This window comes from Rhodococcus pyridinivorans, from assembly GCF_900105195.1.
In the GTDB taxonomy this organism is placed as follows: domain Bacteria; phylum Actinomycetota; class Actinomycetes; order Mycobacteriales; family Mycobacteriaceae; genus Rhodococcus; species Rhodococcus pyridinivorans.
This window is the reverse complement of sequence record NZ_FNRX01000002.1, coordinates 99728-116188: the sequence shown is the minus strand read 5'-3', so window position 1 is coordinate 116188 and position 16461 is coordinate 99728. Positions and strand designations below refer to the sequence as shown.

Sequence of the window (16461 nt, the reverse complement as noted above, 5' to 3'; positions counted from 1 at the left end):
ATCGGTCCAGGGGCCAGTGCGGGGGATCACCCCTGCGCCGGCCCTGTATCCGTTTCCGGCGGAGCCGACAGAGCATCCTCCACGCGCGTCGCGGCGACGACGGGATCCTCGTGCTCCCACACCCGCACCACCGCCCAGCCCGCGGCCTGCAAGCGCGCATCGGTGTCCCGATCGCGCTGCACGTTGGCAGCGAGCTTGGCCACCCACCACTCGGCGTTGTTCTTCGGGAACGTCGCATGCTGCGGGCAGCTGTGCCAGAAGCAGCCGTCCACGTAGACCGCGACCCGACGACGAGGGAAGACGAGGTCGGCCCGGCGTCGCATCCCCGGCAGAGGAGCGCGGTCGACGAAGAACCGCCGCCCCCGGCGATGCAGTTCCTTGCGCAACGCCACTTCGGGAACGGTGTCGCGTCGGCGTTGCCGGCTCATCCGCGCACTCGTACGCGGATCCGTCCCGGGCCGATCCGACGCCGCCATCACGGTGTCTTTCAGGCCGCCACTCGCGGGAAGCCACCCATGCGTTCGAGGTGGTTCTCGACGTCCTCGAGGAATCCGGGCAGGAAGCGCAGGTTGCCGGAGCGTGCGCGTCGGAGGAATCCTGCCGTCGCCCGCGCCGACAGCAGACGGGCGTCGAGGAGGAAACCGCCGAGGTCCTCGTAGGGAGCTTGAACGGGCCACTGCGACTCGTGCACGCGGAACGCCTGTCCGCGGGCGCCCCACGCGGCGGTCGGCCAGGTGTCGCCCGGAAGCAGCGGGGTCTCGTGGTCGGAGCTGTACGCAATGGGGTTGTTCAGACGGTGGCCCACCCACGACGCCATCCGCACGCTGACCGCATTGCCGACCAGACGCCACCGGTGTCCGGCGCGGACGCCGGGGGCCTCGACGGCAGGAGCCGTCCAGTCGGCGTCGAAGCCCTGGAGTCTCTCCGCGTCGGTCAGGCCGGGGGTGACGATCTCACCGGACGGCAGTCGCACGGCCGGGGGGCTGGCGATACCGAGCGTCGAACCGCCCTTGAGCGTGGGCACGGCGTTGACTGCCCATCCGAGACCGCGCACACCTTCGGTCCAGTAGAAGCCGCAGGGGAACAGATCGGGATTGCCCTCCGTGGGCATGCCGGCGTCCTGGCCGAACAACACCGTGCGGGGATCGTCCGTACGAGAGGCAACCATCAGGACGCGGTGCCGACGCTGGGGGAGACCGAAGGCGCGGGCATCGACGACGCGGTAGGCCCACATGTAGCCGAGCTCCTCGAGAGCGTCGGTGATGTGACGCATCGCCGCACCGCGACCGAGCTGCAGCATGAAGGGAACGTTCTCGACGACGAGCCAGCGCGGGCCGTTCTTACGCTTCACGAGACGGAACACTTCGTCGACCAGCCCGGACTTCGATCCCGTGATGCCGGCCGTGCGTCCGGCCTGGGAGAGGTCCTGGCACGGGAAACCTGCGGCGACCAGTTCCGTATCGCGGGGAAGAGAGCGGAGACGCGTGACGTCCGGATGGAGCGGAACGTCGGGGAAGCGCGTGCGTAGTACTGCCTGAGCACCCGGCTCGATCTCGCAGAGGAGTTCGGTGTTCCACCCGTGTCGCCCGAGTCCGAGCTCCAGTCCGCCGATACCGGCGAACAACCCCACCATGTTCCCCGTCGACGTCACGGCACCCTTCCTCGCTCAGCTCAACGGTGAACGTTACTCGAGAAGTAGGGGGATCCGTGAGCGGACGCGACGAGCACCACGATGGAGGGGTGGCCCTACCCCTCTCGTGACGGGCACCAGGTGACCAAAACAGTCCTTGACCTGGCGATTTGGTGTTCTCGGACATGTTCGCGTAACTTATTCCAGGTCAGAGCGACACGGACACCGACCCGGACCGAGAGGAACGGGACAACGAGGTTGGACGAAGGCGCCTGCGAATGTGATGGCCACGAACCTTCTGGTAAGGTTTCGAGCCGCCCCTGGTTCCGAAAACCACACGGACTTGCGTTCGTGAGGATGAGGAAGTAGACTGGAACAGTTGCCTCAGAGCGGGTCGGACGTCAGTCCGAAGCGTGATGATGTGCGCGTGTTCTTTGAGAACTCAACAGTGTGCCGATGAATGTCAGTGCCAATATTATTTGGTACTCCGCTCCATCGTTTCGATGGGGTGGGTATTTGCTGATCGTCTCATTCTTCCGTCTGGGATGGTCAGTGTTTTTGAGCTAGTTTGAGTTTTTTTGCTAGTGATTTGACTCTTTTGTCTTTGACTGATTGCCCCTTCGGGGTGATTGTGAGTCTTCAACGGAGAGTTTGATCCTGGCTCAGGACGAACGCTGGCGGCGTGCTTAACACATGCAAGTCGAACGATGAAGCCCAGCTTGCTGGGTGGATTAGTGGCGAACGGGTGAGTAACACGTGGGTGATCTGCCCTGCACTCTGGGATAAGCCTGGGAAACTGGGTCTAATACCGGATATGACCTCGGGATGCATGTTCTGGGGTGGAAAGTTTTTCGGTGCAGGATGAGCCCGCGGCCTATCAGCTTGTTGGTGGGGTAATGGCCTACCAAGGCGACGACGGGTAGCCGGCCTGAGAGGGCGACCGGCCACACTGGGACTGAGACACGGCCCAGACTCCTACGGGAGGCAGCAGTGGGGAATATTGCACAATGGGCGCAAGCCTGATGCAGCGACGCCGCGTGAGGGATGACGGCCTTCGGGTTGTAAACCTCTTTCACCCATGACGAAGCGCAAGTGACGGTAGTGGGAGAAGAAGCACCGGCCAACTACGTGCCAGCAGCCGCGGTAATACGTAGGGTGCGAGCGTTGTCCGGAATTACTGGGCGTAAAGAGCTCGTAGGCGGTTTGTCGCGTCGTCTGTGAAATCCCGCAGCTCAACTGCGGGCTTGCAGGCGATACGGGCAGACTCGAGTACTGCAGGGGAGACTGGAATTCCTGGTGTAGCGGTGAAATGCGCAGATATCAGGAGGAACACCGGTGGCGAAGGCGGGTCTCTGGGCAGTAACTGACGCTGAGGAGCGAAAGCGTGGGTAGCGAACAGGATTAGATACCCTGGTAGTCCACGCCGTAAACGGTGGGCGCTAGGTGTGGGTTTCCTTCCACGGGATCCGTGCCGTAGCCAACGCATTAAGCGCCCCGCCTGGGGAGTACGGCCGCAAGGCTAAAACTCAAAGGAATTGACGGGGGCCCGCACAAGCGGCGGAGCATGTGGATTAATTCGATGCAACGCGAAGAACCTTACCTGGGTTTGACATGTACCGGACGACTGCAGAGATGTGGTTTCCCTTGTGGCCGGTAGACAGGTGGTGCATGGCTGTCGTCAGCTCGTGTCGTGAGATGTTGGGTTAAGTCCCGCAACGAGCGCAACCCTTGTCCTGTGTTGCCAGCACGTGATGGTGGGGACTCGCAGGAGACTGCCGGGGTCAACTCGGAGGAAGGTGGGGACGACGTCAAGTCATCATGCCCCTTATGTCCAGGGCTTCACACATGCTACAATGGTCGGTACAGAGGGCTGCGATACCGTGAGGTGGAGCGAATCCCTTAAAGCCGGTCTCAGTTCGGATCGGGGTCTGCAACTCGACCCCGTGAAGTCGGAGTCGCTAGTAATCGCAGATCAGCAACGCTGCGGTGAATACGTTCCCGGGCCTTGTACACACCGCCCGTCACGTCATGAAAGTCGGTAACACCCGAAGCCGGTGGCCTAACCCCTTGTGGGAGGGAGCCGTCGAAGGTGGGATCGGCGATTGGGACGAAGTCGTAACAAGGTAGCCGTACCGGAAGGTGCGGCTGGATCACCTCCTTTCTAAGGAGCATTTCTCCCGGCGAGGGGTCACACAGGTGACTTCCTCACGGGCAGAGACTGTTTCGTTCCCGCAGGTGGAACGGCAGAAGCTCATGGGTGGAACGCTGACAAGCATTTTCTTCATTACTGCGGGCCCGAGTGCCGGCAGGAAGAAAGTTATATCGGTGCACTGTTGGGTCCTGAGAGAACACGCGAGTGTTTTGTCAGCGACGATGACTTACGAAGACGGTTGGCCGTGTGGCCGGCGTTGGTAGGGGTTGTTGTGTGTTGTTTGAGAACTGCACAGTGGACGCGAGCATCTTTGTTGTAAGTGTTTATGAGCGTACGGTGGATGCCTTGGCACCAGGAGCCGATGAAGGACGTGGGAGGCTGCGATATGCCTCGGGGAGCTGTCAACCGAGCTGTGATCCGAGGATTTCCGAATGGGGAAACCCAGCACGAGTGATGTCGTGTTACCCGCATCTGAATATATAGGGTGTGTGGAGGGAACGTGGGGAAGTGAAACATCTCAGTACCCACAGGAAGAGAAAACAACATGTGATTCCGTGAGTAGTGGCGAGCGAAAGCGGATGAGGCTAAACCGAGTACATGTGATACCTGGCAGGGGTTGTGTATTCGGGGTTGTGGGGTTCGTTGTGTCGGCGCTGCCATGCCGGCCGACAGTGAGAAATCGTCGTGTTAGTCGAAGTGGTCTGGAACGGCCTGTCGTAGAGGGTGAGAATCCCGTAGACGAAAACACGGTGACTGTCGATTCGAATACCCGAGTAGCACCGGGCCCGTGAAATCCGGTGTGAATCTGTCGGGACCACCCGATAAGCCTGAATACTCCCTGGTGACCGATAGCGGACTAGTACCGTGAGGGAAAGGTGAAAAGTACCCCGGGAGGGGAGTGAAATAGTACCTGAAACCGTGCGCTTACAATCCGTCAGAGCCGATGCACGATTCAGTTCGTGGTGGGTGATGGCGTGCCTTTTGAAGAATGAGCCTGCGAGTTAGTGGCATGTCGCGAGGTTAACCCGTGTGGGGTAGTCGTAGCGAAAGCGAGTCCGAATAGGGCGCATGTAGTGGCATGTTCTAGACCCGAAGCGGAGTGATCTACCCATGGCCAGGGTGAAGCGATGGTAAGACGTCGTGGAGGCCCGAACCCACTTAGGTTGAAAACTGAGGGGATGAGTTGTGGGTAGGGGTGAAAGGCCAATCAAACTCCGTGATAGCTGGTTCTCCCCGAAATGCATTTAGGTGCAGCGTCGCGTGTTTCTCACCGGAGGTAGAGCTACTGGATGGTCTAGGGGGCCCACAAGCTTACCGAAATCAGCCAAACTCCGAATGCCGGTGAGTGAGAGCGCGGCAGTGAGACTGCGGGGGATAAGCTTCGTAGTCGAGAGGGAAACAGCCCAGATCGCCGGCTAAGGCCCCTAAGCGTGTACTAAGTGGAAAAGGATGTGGGATCGCTGAGACAACCAGGAGGTTGGCTTAGAAGCAGCCACCCTTGAAAGAGTGCGTAATAGCTCACTGGTCAAGTGGTTCTGCGCCGACAATGTAGCGGGGCTCAAGTACACCGCCGAAGCCGCGGCACTCACACAACACCCATTCGTTCCTGCGGGAACGTGTGCAGTGGTGTGGGTGGGTAGGGGAGCGTCGTGCAGCCGTGGAAGCGCCGGAGTGATCCAGGTGTGGAGGCTGCGCGAGTGAGAATGCAGGCATGAGTAGCGAAAGACGAGTGAGAAACTCGTCCGCCGGATGACCAAGGGTTCCTGGGCCAGGTTAATCCGCCCAGGGTGAGTCGGGACCTAAGGCGAGGCCGACAGGCGTAGTCGATGGACAACGGGTTGATATTCCCGTACCCGTGTATTCGCGCCCAATGGCGAATCAGTTGTGCTAACCGTCCAAAAGTTTCCGCTGTTCCTTCGGGAATTGTGGGGATGGCTGCACGGGACCCTGATTGTAGTAGTCAAGCGATGGGGTGACGCAGGAAGGTAGCTGGGCCAGGTGATGGAGTACCTGGTGTAAGCCGGTAGGGCGAATGGTAGGCAAATCCGCCATTCATGCAGCCTGAGAGGTGATGCGTACCCGTTGAGGGGAATTCAGTGATCCTATGCTGCCGAGAAAAGCCTCTAGTGAGTTGGTACACGGCCCGTACCCCAAACCGACACAGGTGGTCAGGTAGAGAATACCGAGGCGATCGAGAGAACTGTGGTTAAGGAACTCGGCAAAATGCCCCCGTAACTTCGGGAGAAGGGGGACCACGCTCGGTGACGGCCCTTGCGGTCCGAGCTGGGGGTGGTCGCAGAGACCAGAGAGAAGCGACTGTTTACTAAAAACACAGGTCCGTGCGAAGTCGTAAGACGATGTATACGGACTGACGCCTGCCCGGTGCTGGAAGGTTAAGAGGACCGGTTAGCGGAGCAATCCGCGAAGCTGAGAATTTAAGCCCCAGTAAACGGCGGTGGTAACTATAACCATCCTAAGGTAGCGAAATTCCTTGTCGGGTAAGTTCCGACCTGCACGAATGGCGTAACGACTTCTCTGCTGTCTCGACCACAGACTCGGCGAAATTGCATTACGAGTAAAGATGCTCGTTACGCGCGGCAGGACGAAAAGACCCCGGGACCTTCACTATAGCTTGGTATTGGTGTTCGGTTCGGTTTGTGTAGGATAGGTGGGAGACTGTGAAGCTCATACGCCAGTATGGGTGGAGTCGTTGTTGAAATACCACTCTGATCGTATTGGACCTCTAACCTCGGACCATGATCTGGTTCAGGGACAGTGCCTGGTGGGTAGTTTAACTGGGGCGGTTGCCTCCCAAAATGTAACGGAGGCGCCCAAAGGTTCCCTCAGCCTGGTTGGCAATCAGGTGTCGAGTGCAAGTGCACAAGGGAGCTTGACTGTGAGACTGACAGGTCGAGCAGGGACGAAAGTCGGGACTAGTGATCCGGCACCGGCATGTGGAAGCGGTGTCGCTCAACGGATAAAAGGTACCCCGGGGATAACAGGCTGATCTTCCCCAAGAGTCCATATCGACGGGATGGTTTGGCACCTCGATGTCGGCTCGTCGCATCCTGGGGCTGGAGTAGGTCCCAAGGGTTGGGCTGTTCGCCCATTAAAGCGGCACGCGAGCTGGGTTTAGAACGTCGTGAGACAGTTCGGTCTCTATCCGCCGCGCGCGTTAGAAACTTGAGGAAGGCTGTCCCTAGTACGAGAGGACCGGGACGGACGAACCTCTGGTGTGCCAGTTGTCCCGCCAGGGGCATGGCTGGTTGGCTACGTTCGGAAGGGATAACCGCTGAAAGCATCTAAGCGGGAAGCCTGTTCCAAGATGAGGTTTCTCACCCCCTCGAGGGGGTAAGGCCCCCGGCAGACCACCGGGTTGATAGGCCGGAACTGGAAGCCCAGCAATGGGTGGAGGTGACCGGTACTAATAGGCCGAGGACTTACCACGAAGATGTTACGCGTCCACTGTGCGGTATCTGAAACAACACACACAGATCCGAAAATCCTGCAGCAGCAGGTGATTCGAGGAATCTGCGTGGACTATTGTTTCATAGAGTTACGGCGGTCATAGCGACAGGGAAACGCCCGGTCCCATTCCGAACCCGGAAGCTAAGCCTGTCTGCGCCGATGGTACTGCACTCGACAGGGTGTGGGAGAGTAGGACACCGCCGAACACCCGTTCCGAAAGGGGACCCACACTGTGGGTCCCCTTTCGTGTTTTATTATGCAGAAAATGTGCCGGCCCAACGGTTTTCGAGAACCGGCACGAGCTGCTTCCCGGTCCGCAGACGAACCGGGAAGCAGCCGGAGAATCAGGGGCGCGGTGCCTTCGGACGCGCGACCGGCCGCGGCAGTGCACGCGTCAGACGCGGAGCCCAACCGTGCGACGGCCAACGCTTGAGACCCAGCCGGTCCGGCGTGACGCGAGTGTTCACGAACTTGCCCTCGAGCTCTTCGTCGGCCTCCCCAACGAACCGGTAGAGGATCGTGCCGCCGTTCTCCTCCGTGCGAGCGGCTGCCTCCCACCCGGTAGCGCGGTAGACCGCGCGGACGATGTTGTCGGCGACGACGATGATCGGCAGTCCGTCGATTCCACGCGCCGCCGATCCTGCCGGCCACGGCTTGGACGCGAGTTCGCGCACCGCAGCCGGCGACGCCTTCTTCGCTTCGTTGACCCGCAGCACCACGCATGGCGTCGGCAGTTCGGGAGCAGGCGAGGCCGAGTACTGACGGACGAGCTCCGCGATCGGGATCGCCGTGCGATCGGCTTCGGACTCCTCGGTTGCGCCCGCCAGGTTGGTGAGTACGCATTCGCCGCGGTGCGGTTCGGTCAGTCCGAGCGCCGCGATGACCGCTTCGGCCGTCACTGCGGCGGTGTGGTCGGCGTCGGTCTTCGGGTTCAGCGCGTCGGCCACGACGAAATGCTCCACCGCGTAGCCGGACTCGTAGACGGTTCGGATGCGCCGCAGAGCCGCCTCGGTCTCGGGGGTGGCCAGCGGTGTCTTCTCGCCGGCCTCGGTCAGCTTCGAGGTCTCTCCGAGCGCCGTCCAGACGAGGGTGAAGATGCGATTTCCGCGTCCGGCGCCGACGTAGAAGATGCTCCGGTCGCGAGGGTCGAGCAGGGCGTAGACGTAGGCGCCGAGCTGGTCGCAGATGTTCTTCGGAAGCAGTTTCGGGCTGGGGGCGCGGTCTTCGACATGGTTCACGAGAGCCCGCAGGACGGTCAGGCGCAGTGCCACGGGGACCTTGCCGGCGGAGCCGCCGAACAGTTCGCGGTTGGCTGCGTCCACGGAACCGAAGGTGCGTCCGATGTGACGGCTGAGGGCGCCGAGCGCGTGGGTGAACTCCGCAAGTCTCTGGCGTGGATCGTCCGCTGTATCCGGCAACTCGTTGCTGGTCAGGAACATCTGGATCTCGGGAGATTCCAACAGAGTTTGGGCAATGTTCGGAGGAACTGTCCACACTGTGCGCATAGAGCGACTCTAGGCCACACACAAGATTGGGGAGTCGCTCCGCGCAGGCGCCGCGCCGCCGAATCCGGAGGAAGAACCCGAGGAGAACCCGAGCCGGATAAGCTCGCGTGCCATGACAGCGGTGCGGACCCGTTCCCGTTCTCGGTTGTTGCGGGACACCGCGTCGTCCGCGCAGGTCGAAGCACTTCTCATCATCGCCGTCGCGACCATCCTCGTCACCCGTCTGTACCTGCACCTGATGGGCTATCCGCAGGTCGGCGGGTCGGTCCTGCACATCGCTCACGTGCTGTGGGGCGGTCTGCTCATGGTCGCCGCGTTGATGGTCTCGTTGACCTTCATCGGAAGGGCGCCCGACCGCATCGCGGTGCTGCTCGGCGGAATCGGGTTCGGCCTGTTCCTCGACGAGGTCGGCAAGTTCGTCACGAAGACCAACGACTACTTCTACCGACCCTCGGTGGCGATCATGTACGTGGTGGTCGTGCTGCTGCTCGTCGTCAATCGAGCGGTGCACCTCCGTCGCGGGCCGTCGCCCGACGAGTATCTCGCCAACGCCGCGCTCACGGCGACGGACGGGCTCACCCACGGCCTGACCCCGACCGATCGCGACCAGGCGCGAGTGCAGCTCGAACGCGCACGTGAGGGTGGAGTCGACCCCGAGGTCGTCGAACAGATCGATCTCCTGCTCGCCCGGTGCCGGGAGGTACCGTCGCGCTTCTCGTGGGTGTCGCTCCGGCTGCCGGAGCGACTGCGAGGTGAGCGCAGCGTCCGCGTCGCGGCAGCCCTGCTCACCATTTTCTCCGTCGGCATTCTCCTCAATGCCGCTGCGACCTTGGAGGAGGATCTCGCCGCGCGGACGAGCAACGTGGTGACCGTGATCCAGCTCGTCGGCTCCGGCGTCACCGTCCTGCTGTGCGTGGTGGGATCGGTGGGCTTGTGGCGGCGGCGAAGGTGGGCGATCCGTGCACTCCGGACGGCCGCGTTGATCACCGTCTTCTTCGTCGACGTGCTGGAGTTCGCCGTCCAGGAGTTCGGGGCGCTGCTCAACGTCGCTGTGGGCGCCGCGGCGCTGTCGGTGTTCTCACACCACCTGCGTCAGATGTCCCGGCACGAGGCGTTGCCGGACACGGCGTGAGCAGGTGGGCCCCGCCGCAACCGTGTTGTGGACGAATCACGGCACCGCTGCCCACCGTGTGCGCTTCGTCGCATACCGTATAGACCGTGAGCACCCCAGCCTCTGACGCCACCGGTTCCGCGTCGACGTGGCCCGCGCTACTCACGTGGCGTGCGGCCGATGCGTCTCGGATGGAGTCGGTACGAGTACAGCTCTCCGGCCGCCGCATCAAGGCGTCCGGTCGCATCGTGGGTGCGGAGTGCACCGACCATCCGGCCTTCAGCGCGTCGTACGACCTGGTGACGGATGAGAACGGTGTCACCCGCCGATTGTCGGTGCGCACCACCCTCGCTTCGGGCGAACGGCACATGTCCCTCACCCGGTCCGAAGAGGGCATCTGGATGTCCGACAACGGCATCGACCATCAGCGGTCCACCTTCGGCGGGGCGTTGGACGTCGATGTGGTGTTCAGCCCGTTCTTCAACGCCCTGCCCATCCGCCGGCACGACCTGCAGGCCGGAGCCGACGACGTGGAGGTGCCCGTCGTCTACGTCAACCTCATCGATCTCAGCATCGAGGAGGCGACGGTCGTCTACAGCAGTGCGTCCGACGGCATCCATGTGCTGTCGCCGCGCTCGTCGTCGTCGGTGACCGTCGACGAGGACGGCTTCGTCCTCGAGTACCGAGGACTCGCCTCCCGCATCTAGGGCTGTCCCGACGCCTCCACCGCCATCGCCACGGCGAACGCGGCCGATTCGGCGGGGTGGCTACCGTGCCCGTGCGTTCCGCCGGTGAGGCCGACGATCTGGAGTCCGACCGGCGACGACCCGCCGTCAGGAGCCGGCACCGACAGGGCGGGGACACCGAGGACGCTGAACGGGACACACATCTGCAGCAGCGGTGCGCGCAGCTCGACGGGATCGCTCGTCAGCGGCGCCGAACGCACGCCGGTAGTGACGGTGATCAGCGCGTCGAGCTTGTCCACGGTGCGGAGGCGGTGCACGACGTCGTGACGTAGTCGCGCCACCGCCCGGGCCGCGTGGATGTATTCGTAGGCCGGCCGGTCGCGTTGCGCGGCGAGCAGAGCGGCCGTCGGAGGCTGGTAGCGGTCGGGATCGGCTTCGAACCACGCGCGATGCGTCTCGTATGCTTCCGAGCCGGTGACCACGGGATACAGCTCGAGCATCTCGTCGGTCTCGGGCAGTTCCACGTCGACGACGCGGGCGCCCAGATCCGTGAGGGTGCGGCACGCCGTCTCGACGGCCTCGTCGAAGACGGGTGACAGATCCCAGATGCCGCCCCGCAGGCGTCCGATGCGCAGTTCGGAGACCGGGGTGCGCAGGTGCGCGATGCCCGGAAGGGCGCCCCACGCGAGTGAGGCGTCCAGAGCGTCGGCGGCGAGCAGACCGACGTGGTCGAAGGTCGTCGACAGCGGGAACACGCCCTGCTCGGGCAGGGCACCGAAGCCCGGCTTGAATCCGACGATCCCGCACAGCGCCGCCGGGGTACGGACGCTGCAGCCGGTGTCGGTTCCCAGCGCGACGGGCACGACGCCCCTCGCGACCAGCACTGCGGAGCCCGACGACGAACCACCGCTGATCAGGTCCGGGTTGTGGGGGTGGGGGGCCGCGCCGGACACATTGATCAACCCGGTGGGCCCGTAGGCGAACTCGTGGAGATGGGTCTTCGCCACCACGATGGCTCCGGCTTCGCGGAGCTTCTCGATGACGCGAGCATCGCGCCGGGCCGGAGGCGCATCGGCGAGGACCGCGCTGCCGCAGCGGGTGGGGAACCCGGCGACGTCGATGTTGTCCTTCACCGCGACCGCGACGCCGTGCAACGGGCCGATCCAGCTCCCGGCGGCGATCTGCTCGTCGGCGAGGGCTGCGGCTTCGAGCGCCGCCTCGTCGTTGCGGGCGGCGACGGTGTTCCCCCAGGGGGTCCCGACGAGGGCGTCGAGTTCGGCGAGAACCGAGCGGACGTGTTCGGTGGGGGTCGTCTTGCCGGTGGTCAGCGCCGAGGCGATGTCGCGGAGGTTCATCGTGTCCACACTCCACCGCGTCGTCCGGCCTCGCGGAACGCTGCGATCCAGCCCTCGTCGCCGGGCTGCGTGCCGACGATGGGGTCGCGACGGCGCTGTTCGTAGCGGGTCCGAGCCGCGTGACCGGCGCGGGTGAGTTCGGAGGTGCTGCGGTCGGCCAGTTGCTCCCGGGCCGTTCTCAGCACCTCGAGTGTCTCGTCCAGCGCGACCAGCAGGGCTTCCGCGTTGCCTTCGCACATCGCGTCGACCAGGGCCGGGGCCGTCGCGGCGACCCGCGTGCCGTCCCGGAAGGAGCCGGCGGCGAGACCGAGTGCGAGATCGCCGCCTCCGGCGCCCGAGAGGGCCAGCGCTTCGGCGAGGAGATGGGGGAGATGGGAGACTCGCGCGACCGCCGCGTCGTGCTCCCGGGATTCGGCGGGCACGACGACGGAGCCGCAGTCGAGCGCGAGGTCGGCGACCTGCCGCCACACCTCGGGATCGGTGCCGTCGTCGACGGTCACCACCCACACCGCGTCGCGGAACAGGTCGGCGGTCCCAGCGGTCCAGCCGGACTCCGCCGTACCTGCCATGGGGTGTCCACCCACGAAACGCCGCGACAGGCCGTGAGCGGCGACGGCAGCGGCCACTTCCGCCTTGATGCTCACCACGTCGGTGAGCGCGACCTCGGGGGCGTGCTCGGCCACCGCCTCGAGGATGCTGCCCACTGCCGGCATCGGCACCGCGATCACCACCAGGGCGCTGGTGTCGGCTGCGCGACGCAGCGTGGCCGTGAGGTCGGTGGACGCGTCGAAGCCGTCGGCGACGGCGGCCTCCACGGCCTGCGACGACCTGTTGTAACCCCACGCCTGCCTTCCGGTGGCCGCGGCGGCGCGCAGCAGAGAACCACCGATCAGACCGAGGCCGAGGACACAGACGGGCGGGGAAGAGACGGCTGAGGACACCTCATCAGGTTGGCATATCCCGTGCTGGGCTTCATTCACCGGACGTGGCCGACTACCGTTGCGCCCATGGCTGCACAGCGTGTAGGGAACAAGAGCCCTTCCGTGACCCAGAGCGGGAACCCCGCCGGGAATTCGAGCGACGACCTCGACGGCTTCGCCGTCGCCGTGACGCGGGAGGAAGGTCGTTGGAAGTGCCGGGTGTTGTCCGGTGCCGCACTGACGAGTCTCGATACCGCAGTGACCGAGTTGCGGGAGCTGAGAAGTTCCGGCGCAGTCTTCGGTCTGCTGAATGTGGACGACGAATTCTTCATCATCGTGCGTCCCGCACCTGCGGGAACGAGGTTGCTGCTGTCCGACGCGACGATGGCCGTCGACTACGACATCGCAGCCGACGTCCTCGATGCGCTGAACATCGAGATCCCCGATATCGATCCCGACGAGCTCGACGACATCGAGCCGTGGGAGGAAGGCGACCTCGGCATCCTGGCCGACATGGGTCTGCCCGAGCCGGTGCTCTCGGTGATCCTGTCGGAGACCGACCTGTATCCCGACGAGCAACTCGACGAGATCGCCCAGCGACTCGGTTTCGACGACGTCCTGGGTAACACCCTGGACAAGCTCCGTTAGATGGGGCTGCGCGACGACGAGGCATTGATCCGGGTCGCGCTGGAGGCCGCCGCTGCCGCGCCCGCCGGTGACGTACCGGTGGGCGCGGTGGTGTTCGGGCCGGACGGCACCGAGATCGCGCGAGCGGCGAACTCCCGCGAGGCCACCGGCGACCCCACAGCGCACGCCGAGGTGCTCGCTCTGCGCGCGGCAGCGCAGGTCTACGGCGACGGATGGCGTCTCGAGGGCGCAACCCTCGCCGTGACCCTCGAACCCTGCACGATGTGCGCGGGAGCGTCGGTGCTCTCCCGGGTATCGCGGGTGGTCTTCGGGGCATGGGAGCCGAAGACGGGCGCCGTCGGGTCGCTGTGGGACGTGGTGCGCGATCGGCGCCTCACGCACCGTCCGGAAGTGCGCGGTGGTGTGCTCGAAGCCGAGTGCGCGGCCGTGCTCGAGGCGTTCTTCCGGGAACATCGAGGGCCGGCTTCGGAGCTGTGACCAGGCGATTTCAGGATGAGGCCTGCAATCCGCTAGAGTCGTCAGCGGTGGCGTGACCGAGCGGCCGAAGGAGCGCGCCTCGAAAGCGCGTGACGGGTAACCCCCGTCCGTGGGTTCAAATCCCACCGCCACCGCCAGAGAGCCCCTTACCTGTTAGTGCAGGTGAGGGGCTTTTCTCATGTCTGCAGGTCGCCAAGGCCGGGGTCCGAAGCATCCGCTACGGCTTTTGCTATCCGCCGCAGCAATTGCTGTGGCGGATAGCGAACTTGATTGCGAGTGGACTGCGGAGTCGACGAAGCGCCCGAGGGAGACGACGAGACCTACGGATTCGGTCGGCAGCGGCCCTTGCGGGCGTCACGTCGGCTGATCCTGATGGACCGCCGCGGGCACGGCGACTCGCCGGATCTCGACGGGGCCCATCGCACCGACTACGAGGTGGACGCCGCCGACATCGTCGAACTGCTCGGTGACGGCGCCCATCTCGTCGGACATTCGTACGGTGCGGTCGCAGCGATGCTCGCGGCGGTGGAACGGCCGGACCTGGTGCGGTCGCTGTGCCTGATCCAGCCCGGGTGCCTGAAGGTTGCGGAGAGCGAACCGGTGGTCGCCGAGAACCTCGCCCGCGCTCGCGCGTCCCAGGTGACGCTCCCGCCCGAGCTCACTGCGGAGGACTATCTGCGTCTCATCACGGAGAGCGTCGGCATGCCGCCGGCGGAACCCACCCCGAAGCGACTACGCGCAGCGGCGACGTCGATGCGGGAGAGACCGTGCTGGGACGCCGACATCCCCCTCGAGTCGCTCGCGGCGGCGCCGTGGCCGAAGCTCGTCGTCGTCGGTGACTGGGCGGGCGCACCCGACGAGTACAAGCGGCTGGCGGGAGATCCGCTGACGGTCACGGCGCGGGTCGTCGCCGACCGGATCGGGGGAGAACTGCTCGAAGTTCCCGGTTTCTACCCGCACGTCCAGCAGCCGGAACGAGTCAACGAGGCGCTCGAGGAACTGTGGAGTCGGGCCGACGCCCGGTGACGAGAGGTCGGCCGACGGCGTCGGCGACCACCACGGCGAACATCCACAGCCCCGCCGCGACACCGGCGACGGCTGCCACCGCAGGCGATGCGAGACCGCCTGCCAGACCGACGATTCCGATCACCAGCATTCCCCAGCCCATGACCCGGAACATCGCGCGGCCGAAGGCCCGTGCGAAGGGAACGAAGTGCGCACCGACGACGCAGACCACCCACGCGACCGTCAGTTCCGAACGATCGAACAACGCGAGAAGCCTTGCGCCACCGACGATCAGCACGACCATGGCCGCGACCGACACGAGGTAGATCGTCGATGCCTGCTTCGAGGGCGGCTCCAACTGCTCGAAACTCCGCGGTCGTATGAGCACGGCCCAGACGAAAACAGCGATGGCGCAGAACCATCCGATAACGACGATCCAGGTCCACGGTGATCCCAGAGCGGCACCGTTCACGAGCATGAAGGCCGACGCGCCACCCGCGCCGATCAGCGCTCCCCACACCTCGGGACGATGGGTCGCTCGGTAACCCCTCGCCGTTCCCGGCCCGAATCGCTCCGCAGGCGGTGTCGTGCGCATCCAGTTCCCCCATTCCGAGTCGACCACCGATCCGCCGGTGGACGCTAGCGGATGGGCGGCCGGTCGTCGTCAGAGTTCGCGCCAACTCCCGTCGTTCATGTCGTGTCCGTGCGCGGCCATCAACATGAGGCCGCCGTCGACGGGGATCGAGCGCCCCGTCAGGTACGACGAGCGTGGGGACGCGAGGAAGGCGACGACGGAGGCAACTTCGTTGACGTGCCCGGGACGTCCGGTGGGGTTGCCCGGTCGCTCCTCGTGGAAGGCCTCGGATTCGTCCATGCCGGTCATGGGCGTGGAGATCTCACCGGGAGCCACCGAGTTGACCGTGATGCCATAGCGGGCCCATTCGAGGGCGAGGCACTGCGTGAGCATGCCGAGGCCGGCCTTCGCCGTGCAGTAGGCGGAGGCGCCGTAGCGGGGGATGTGCTCGTGGACGCTCGTGATGTTGACGATGCGGCCGCCGCCCCCGGAGTCGATCATGTGTCGCGCGGCGCGTTGGGAGCACAGGAACGGGCCGTCGAGGTCGGTGGAGAGCATCTCCCGCCACCGTTCGAAGGACAGGTCGAGCACCTCGTCGCGGTGTCCGGTGCCGGCGTTGTTCACCAGCACCCCGAGACCGCCGAGCTTTCCGGTGAGTTCGTCGATCACATCGGCGGTGTCCGGGCTGGTCAGGTCCTGTCGGGCCACGAAGCACCGCTGTCCGCGCTGTTCGACCCCGGCGCGGGTGTCCTCGGCCCCGGCCTCGTCGGTGTGGAAGGTGATGCCGACGTCGAACCCCTCGGTGGCGAGCAGTTCGGCGGTCGCCTTGCCCATGCCGGAGTCGGCGCCGGTGACGATGGCGAGTCTGTCGTGAGCTGGAGTGGTCATGCGTCGTGGTTACCCATGAGCGCCCGCGGCACACTGCGAACC

General features: G+C 64.5%; 12 protein-coding genes, 1 tRNA gene and 3 rRNA genes. 9 read left to right on the top strand and 7 right to left on the bottom strand.

All coding sequences use genetic code 11. The features are described 5' to 3' along the window. Window positions 1–26: 26 nt before the first annotated feature. The gene (locus BLV31_RS01210; RefSeq protein WP_064062009.1) at window positions 27–476 is read right to left on the bottom strand and encodes a very short patch repair endonuclease; all 450 of its coding nucleotides are present in this window, start codon (window positions 474–476) and stop codon (window positions 27–29) included. 11 nt (window positions 477–487) lie between these two features. Then, window positions 488–1633, bottom strand: a complete 1146-nt coding sequence (locus BLV31_RS01205) for a DNA cytosine methyltransferase (protein ID WP_064062010.1) — start codon at window positions 1631–1633, stop codon at window positions 488–490. A gap of 636 nt (window positions 1634–2269) precedes the next feature. Between BLV31_RS01205 and BLV31_RS01200 the strand changes: the two genes are divergently transcribed. The 3 genes from BLV31_RS01200 (at window position 2270) to rrf (ending at window position 7456) form a co-directional block, all read left to right on the top strand. After that, window positions 2270–3791: ribosomal RNA gene (locus BLV31_RS01200) — 16S ribosomal RNA — on the top strand. 304 nt (window positions 3792–4095) lie between these two features. Next, a 23S ribosomal RNA gene (locus BLV31_RS01195) occupies window positions 4096–7230 on the top strand. A gap of 109 nt (window positions 7231–7339) precedes the next feature. Continuing rightward, window positions 7340–7456 (top strand): 5S ribosomal RNA (rrf, locus tag BLV31_RS01190). The 16S, 23S and 5S rRNA genes sit together here, the layout of an rRNA operon. Window positions 7457–7594: 138 nt before the next feature. Here the strand turns inward: rrf and BLV31_RS01185 are convergent. Further along, window positions 7595–8710, bottom strand: a complete 1116-nt coding sequence (locus BLV31_RS01185) for a GIY-YIG nuclease family protein (protein WP_231413647.1) — start codon at window positions 8708–8710, stop codon at window positions 7595–7597. Window positions 8711–8867: 157 nt separating this feature from the next. On the opposite strand from BLV31_RS01185, the gene BLV31_RS01180 reads away from it, so the two are divergent. Both BLV31_RS01180 and BLV31_RS01175 read left to right on the top strand, forming a co-directional pair. Then, window positions 8868–9887 carry a hypothetical protein gene (locus BLV31_RS01180; RefSeq protein ID WP_064061109.1) on the top strand — a complete coding sequence of 340 codons (1020 nt, stop codon included), beginning with the start codon at window positions 8868–8870 and terminating at the stop codon, window positions 9885–9887. Window positions 9888–9973: 86 nt separating this feature from the next. Further along, window positions 9974–10573, top strand: a complete 600-nt coding sequence (locus BLV31_RS01175; protein ID WP_072740572.1) for a putative glycolipid-binding domain-containing protein — start codon at window positions 9974–9976, stop codon at window positions 10571–10573. On the opposite strand, the gene BLV31_RS01170 is transcribed toward BLV31_RS01175, so the two are convergent. Together BLV31_RS01170 and BLV31_RS01165 are read right to left on the bottom strand one after the other, a co-directional pair. Continuing rightward, window positions 10570–11916 (bottom strand): amidase, encoded by a 1347-nt coding sequence (locus BLV31_RS01170; RefSeq protein ID WP_039586730.1) that lies wholly within the window; start codon window positions 11914–11916, stop codon window positions 10570–10572. The genes BLV31_RS01175 and BLV31_RS01170 overlap by 4 nt on opposite strands. Continuing rightward, window positions 11904–12866: a prephenate dehydrogenase gene (locus BLV31_RS01165; RefSeq protein WP_024102734.1), complete on the bottom strand. Its 963-nt coding sequence runs from the start codon at window positions 12864–12866 to the stop codon at window positions 11904–11906. The genes BLV31_RS01170 and BLV31_RS01165 overlap by 13 nt, the downstream gene beginning before the upstream one ends. A gap of 48 nt (window positions 12867–12914) precedes the next feature. Between BLV31_RS01165 and BLV31_RS01160 the strand changes: the two genes are divergently transcribed. The 4 genes from BLV31_RS01160 to BLV31_RS01145 all read left to right on the top strand — a co-directional run bounded on the left by BLV31_RS01160 (window position 12915) and on the right by BLV31_RS01145 (window position 14978). Continuing rightward, a complete protein-coding gene (locus BLV31_RS01160; RefSeq protein WP_024102735.1) occupies window positions 12915–13475 on the top strand; it encodes a tRNA adenosine deaminase-associated protein in 561 nt (186 codons plus the stop codon). Next, window positions 13476–13952 carry a nucleoside deaminase gene (locus BLV31_RS01155; RefSeq protein ID WP_019290311.1) on the top strand — a complete coding sequence of 159 codons (477 nt, stop codon included), beginning with the start codon at window positions 13476–13478 and terminating at the stop codon, window positions 13950–13952. A gap of 46 nt (window positions 13953–13998) precedes the next feature. Beyond that, window positions 13999–14089: transfer RNA gene (locus BLV31_RS01150), tRNA-Ser, on the top strand. Between the two features lie 139 nt (window positions 14090–14228). Next, window positions 14229–14978 carry an alpha/beta fold hydrolase gene (locus BLV31_RS01145; RefSeq protein WP_248846259.1) on the top strand — a complete coding sequence of 250 codons (750 nt, stop codon included), beginning with the start codon at window positions 14229–14231 and terminating at the stop codon, window positions 14976–14978. Here the strand turns inward: BLV31_RS01145 and BLV31_RS01140 are convergent. Continuing rightward, window positions 14932–15552: a hypothetical protein gene (locus BLV31_RS01140; protein WP_254778493.1), complete on the bottom strand. Its 621-nt coding sequence runs from the start codon at window positions 15550–15552 to the stop codon at window positions 14932–14934. The two genes, BLV31_RS01145 and BLV31_RS01140, sit on opposite strands and share 47 nt — an antisense overlap. A gap of 69 nt (window positions 15553–15621) precedes the next feature. Next, window positions 15622–16419 carry an SDR family oxidoreductase gene (locus BLV31_RS01135; protein WP_006552535.1) on the bottom strand — a complete coding sequence of 266 codons (798 nt, stop codon included), beginning with the start codon at window positions 16417–16419 and terminating at the stop codon, window positions 15622–15624. Window positions 16420–16461 lie beyond the last annotated feature (42 nt).

Excerpts from the sequence above, each read along its gene's own strand:
- BLV31_RS01210 (WP_064062009.1), bottom strand. The coding sequence starts at position 476 with ATGGCGGCGTCGGATCGGCCCGGGACGGATCCGCGTACGAGTGCGCGG.
- BLV31_RS01205 (WP_064062010.1), bottom strand. The coding sequence starts at position 1,633 with ATGGTGGGGTTGTTCGCCGGTATCGGCGGACTGGAGCTCGGACTCGGG.
- BLV31_RS01180 (WP_064061109.1), top strand. The coding sequence starts at position 8,868 with ATGACAGCGGTGCGGACCCGTTCCCGTTCTCGGTTGTTGCGGGACACC.
- BLV31_RS01160 (WP_024102735.1), top strand. The coding sequence starts at position 12,915 with ATGGCTGCACAGCGTGTAGGGAACAAGAGCCCTTCCGTGACCCAGAGC.
- BLV31_RS01155 (WP_019290311.1), top strand. The coding sequence starts at position 13,476 with ATGGGGCTGCGCGACGACGAGGCATTGATCCGGGTCGCGCTGGAGGCC.
- BLV31_RS01140 (WP_254778493.1), bottom strand. The coding sequence starts at position 15,552 with ATGCGCACGACACCGCCTGCGGAGCGATTCGGGCCGGGAACGGCGAGG.
- BLV31_RS01135 (WP_006552535.1), bottom strand. The coding sequence starts at position 16,419 with ATGACCACTCCAGCTCACGACAGACTCGCCATCGTCACCGGCGCCGAC.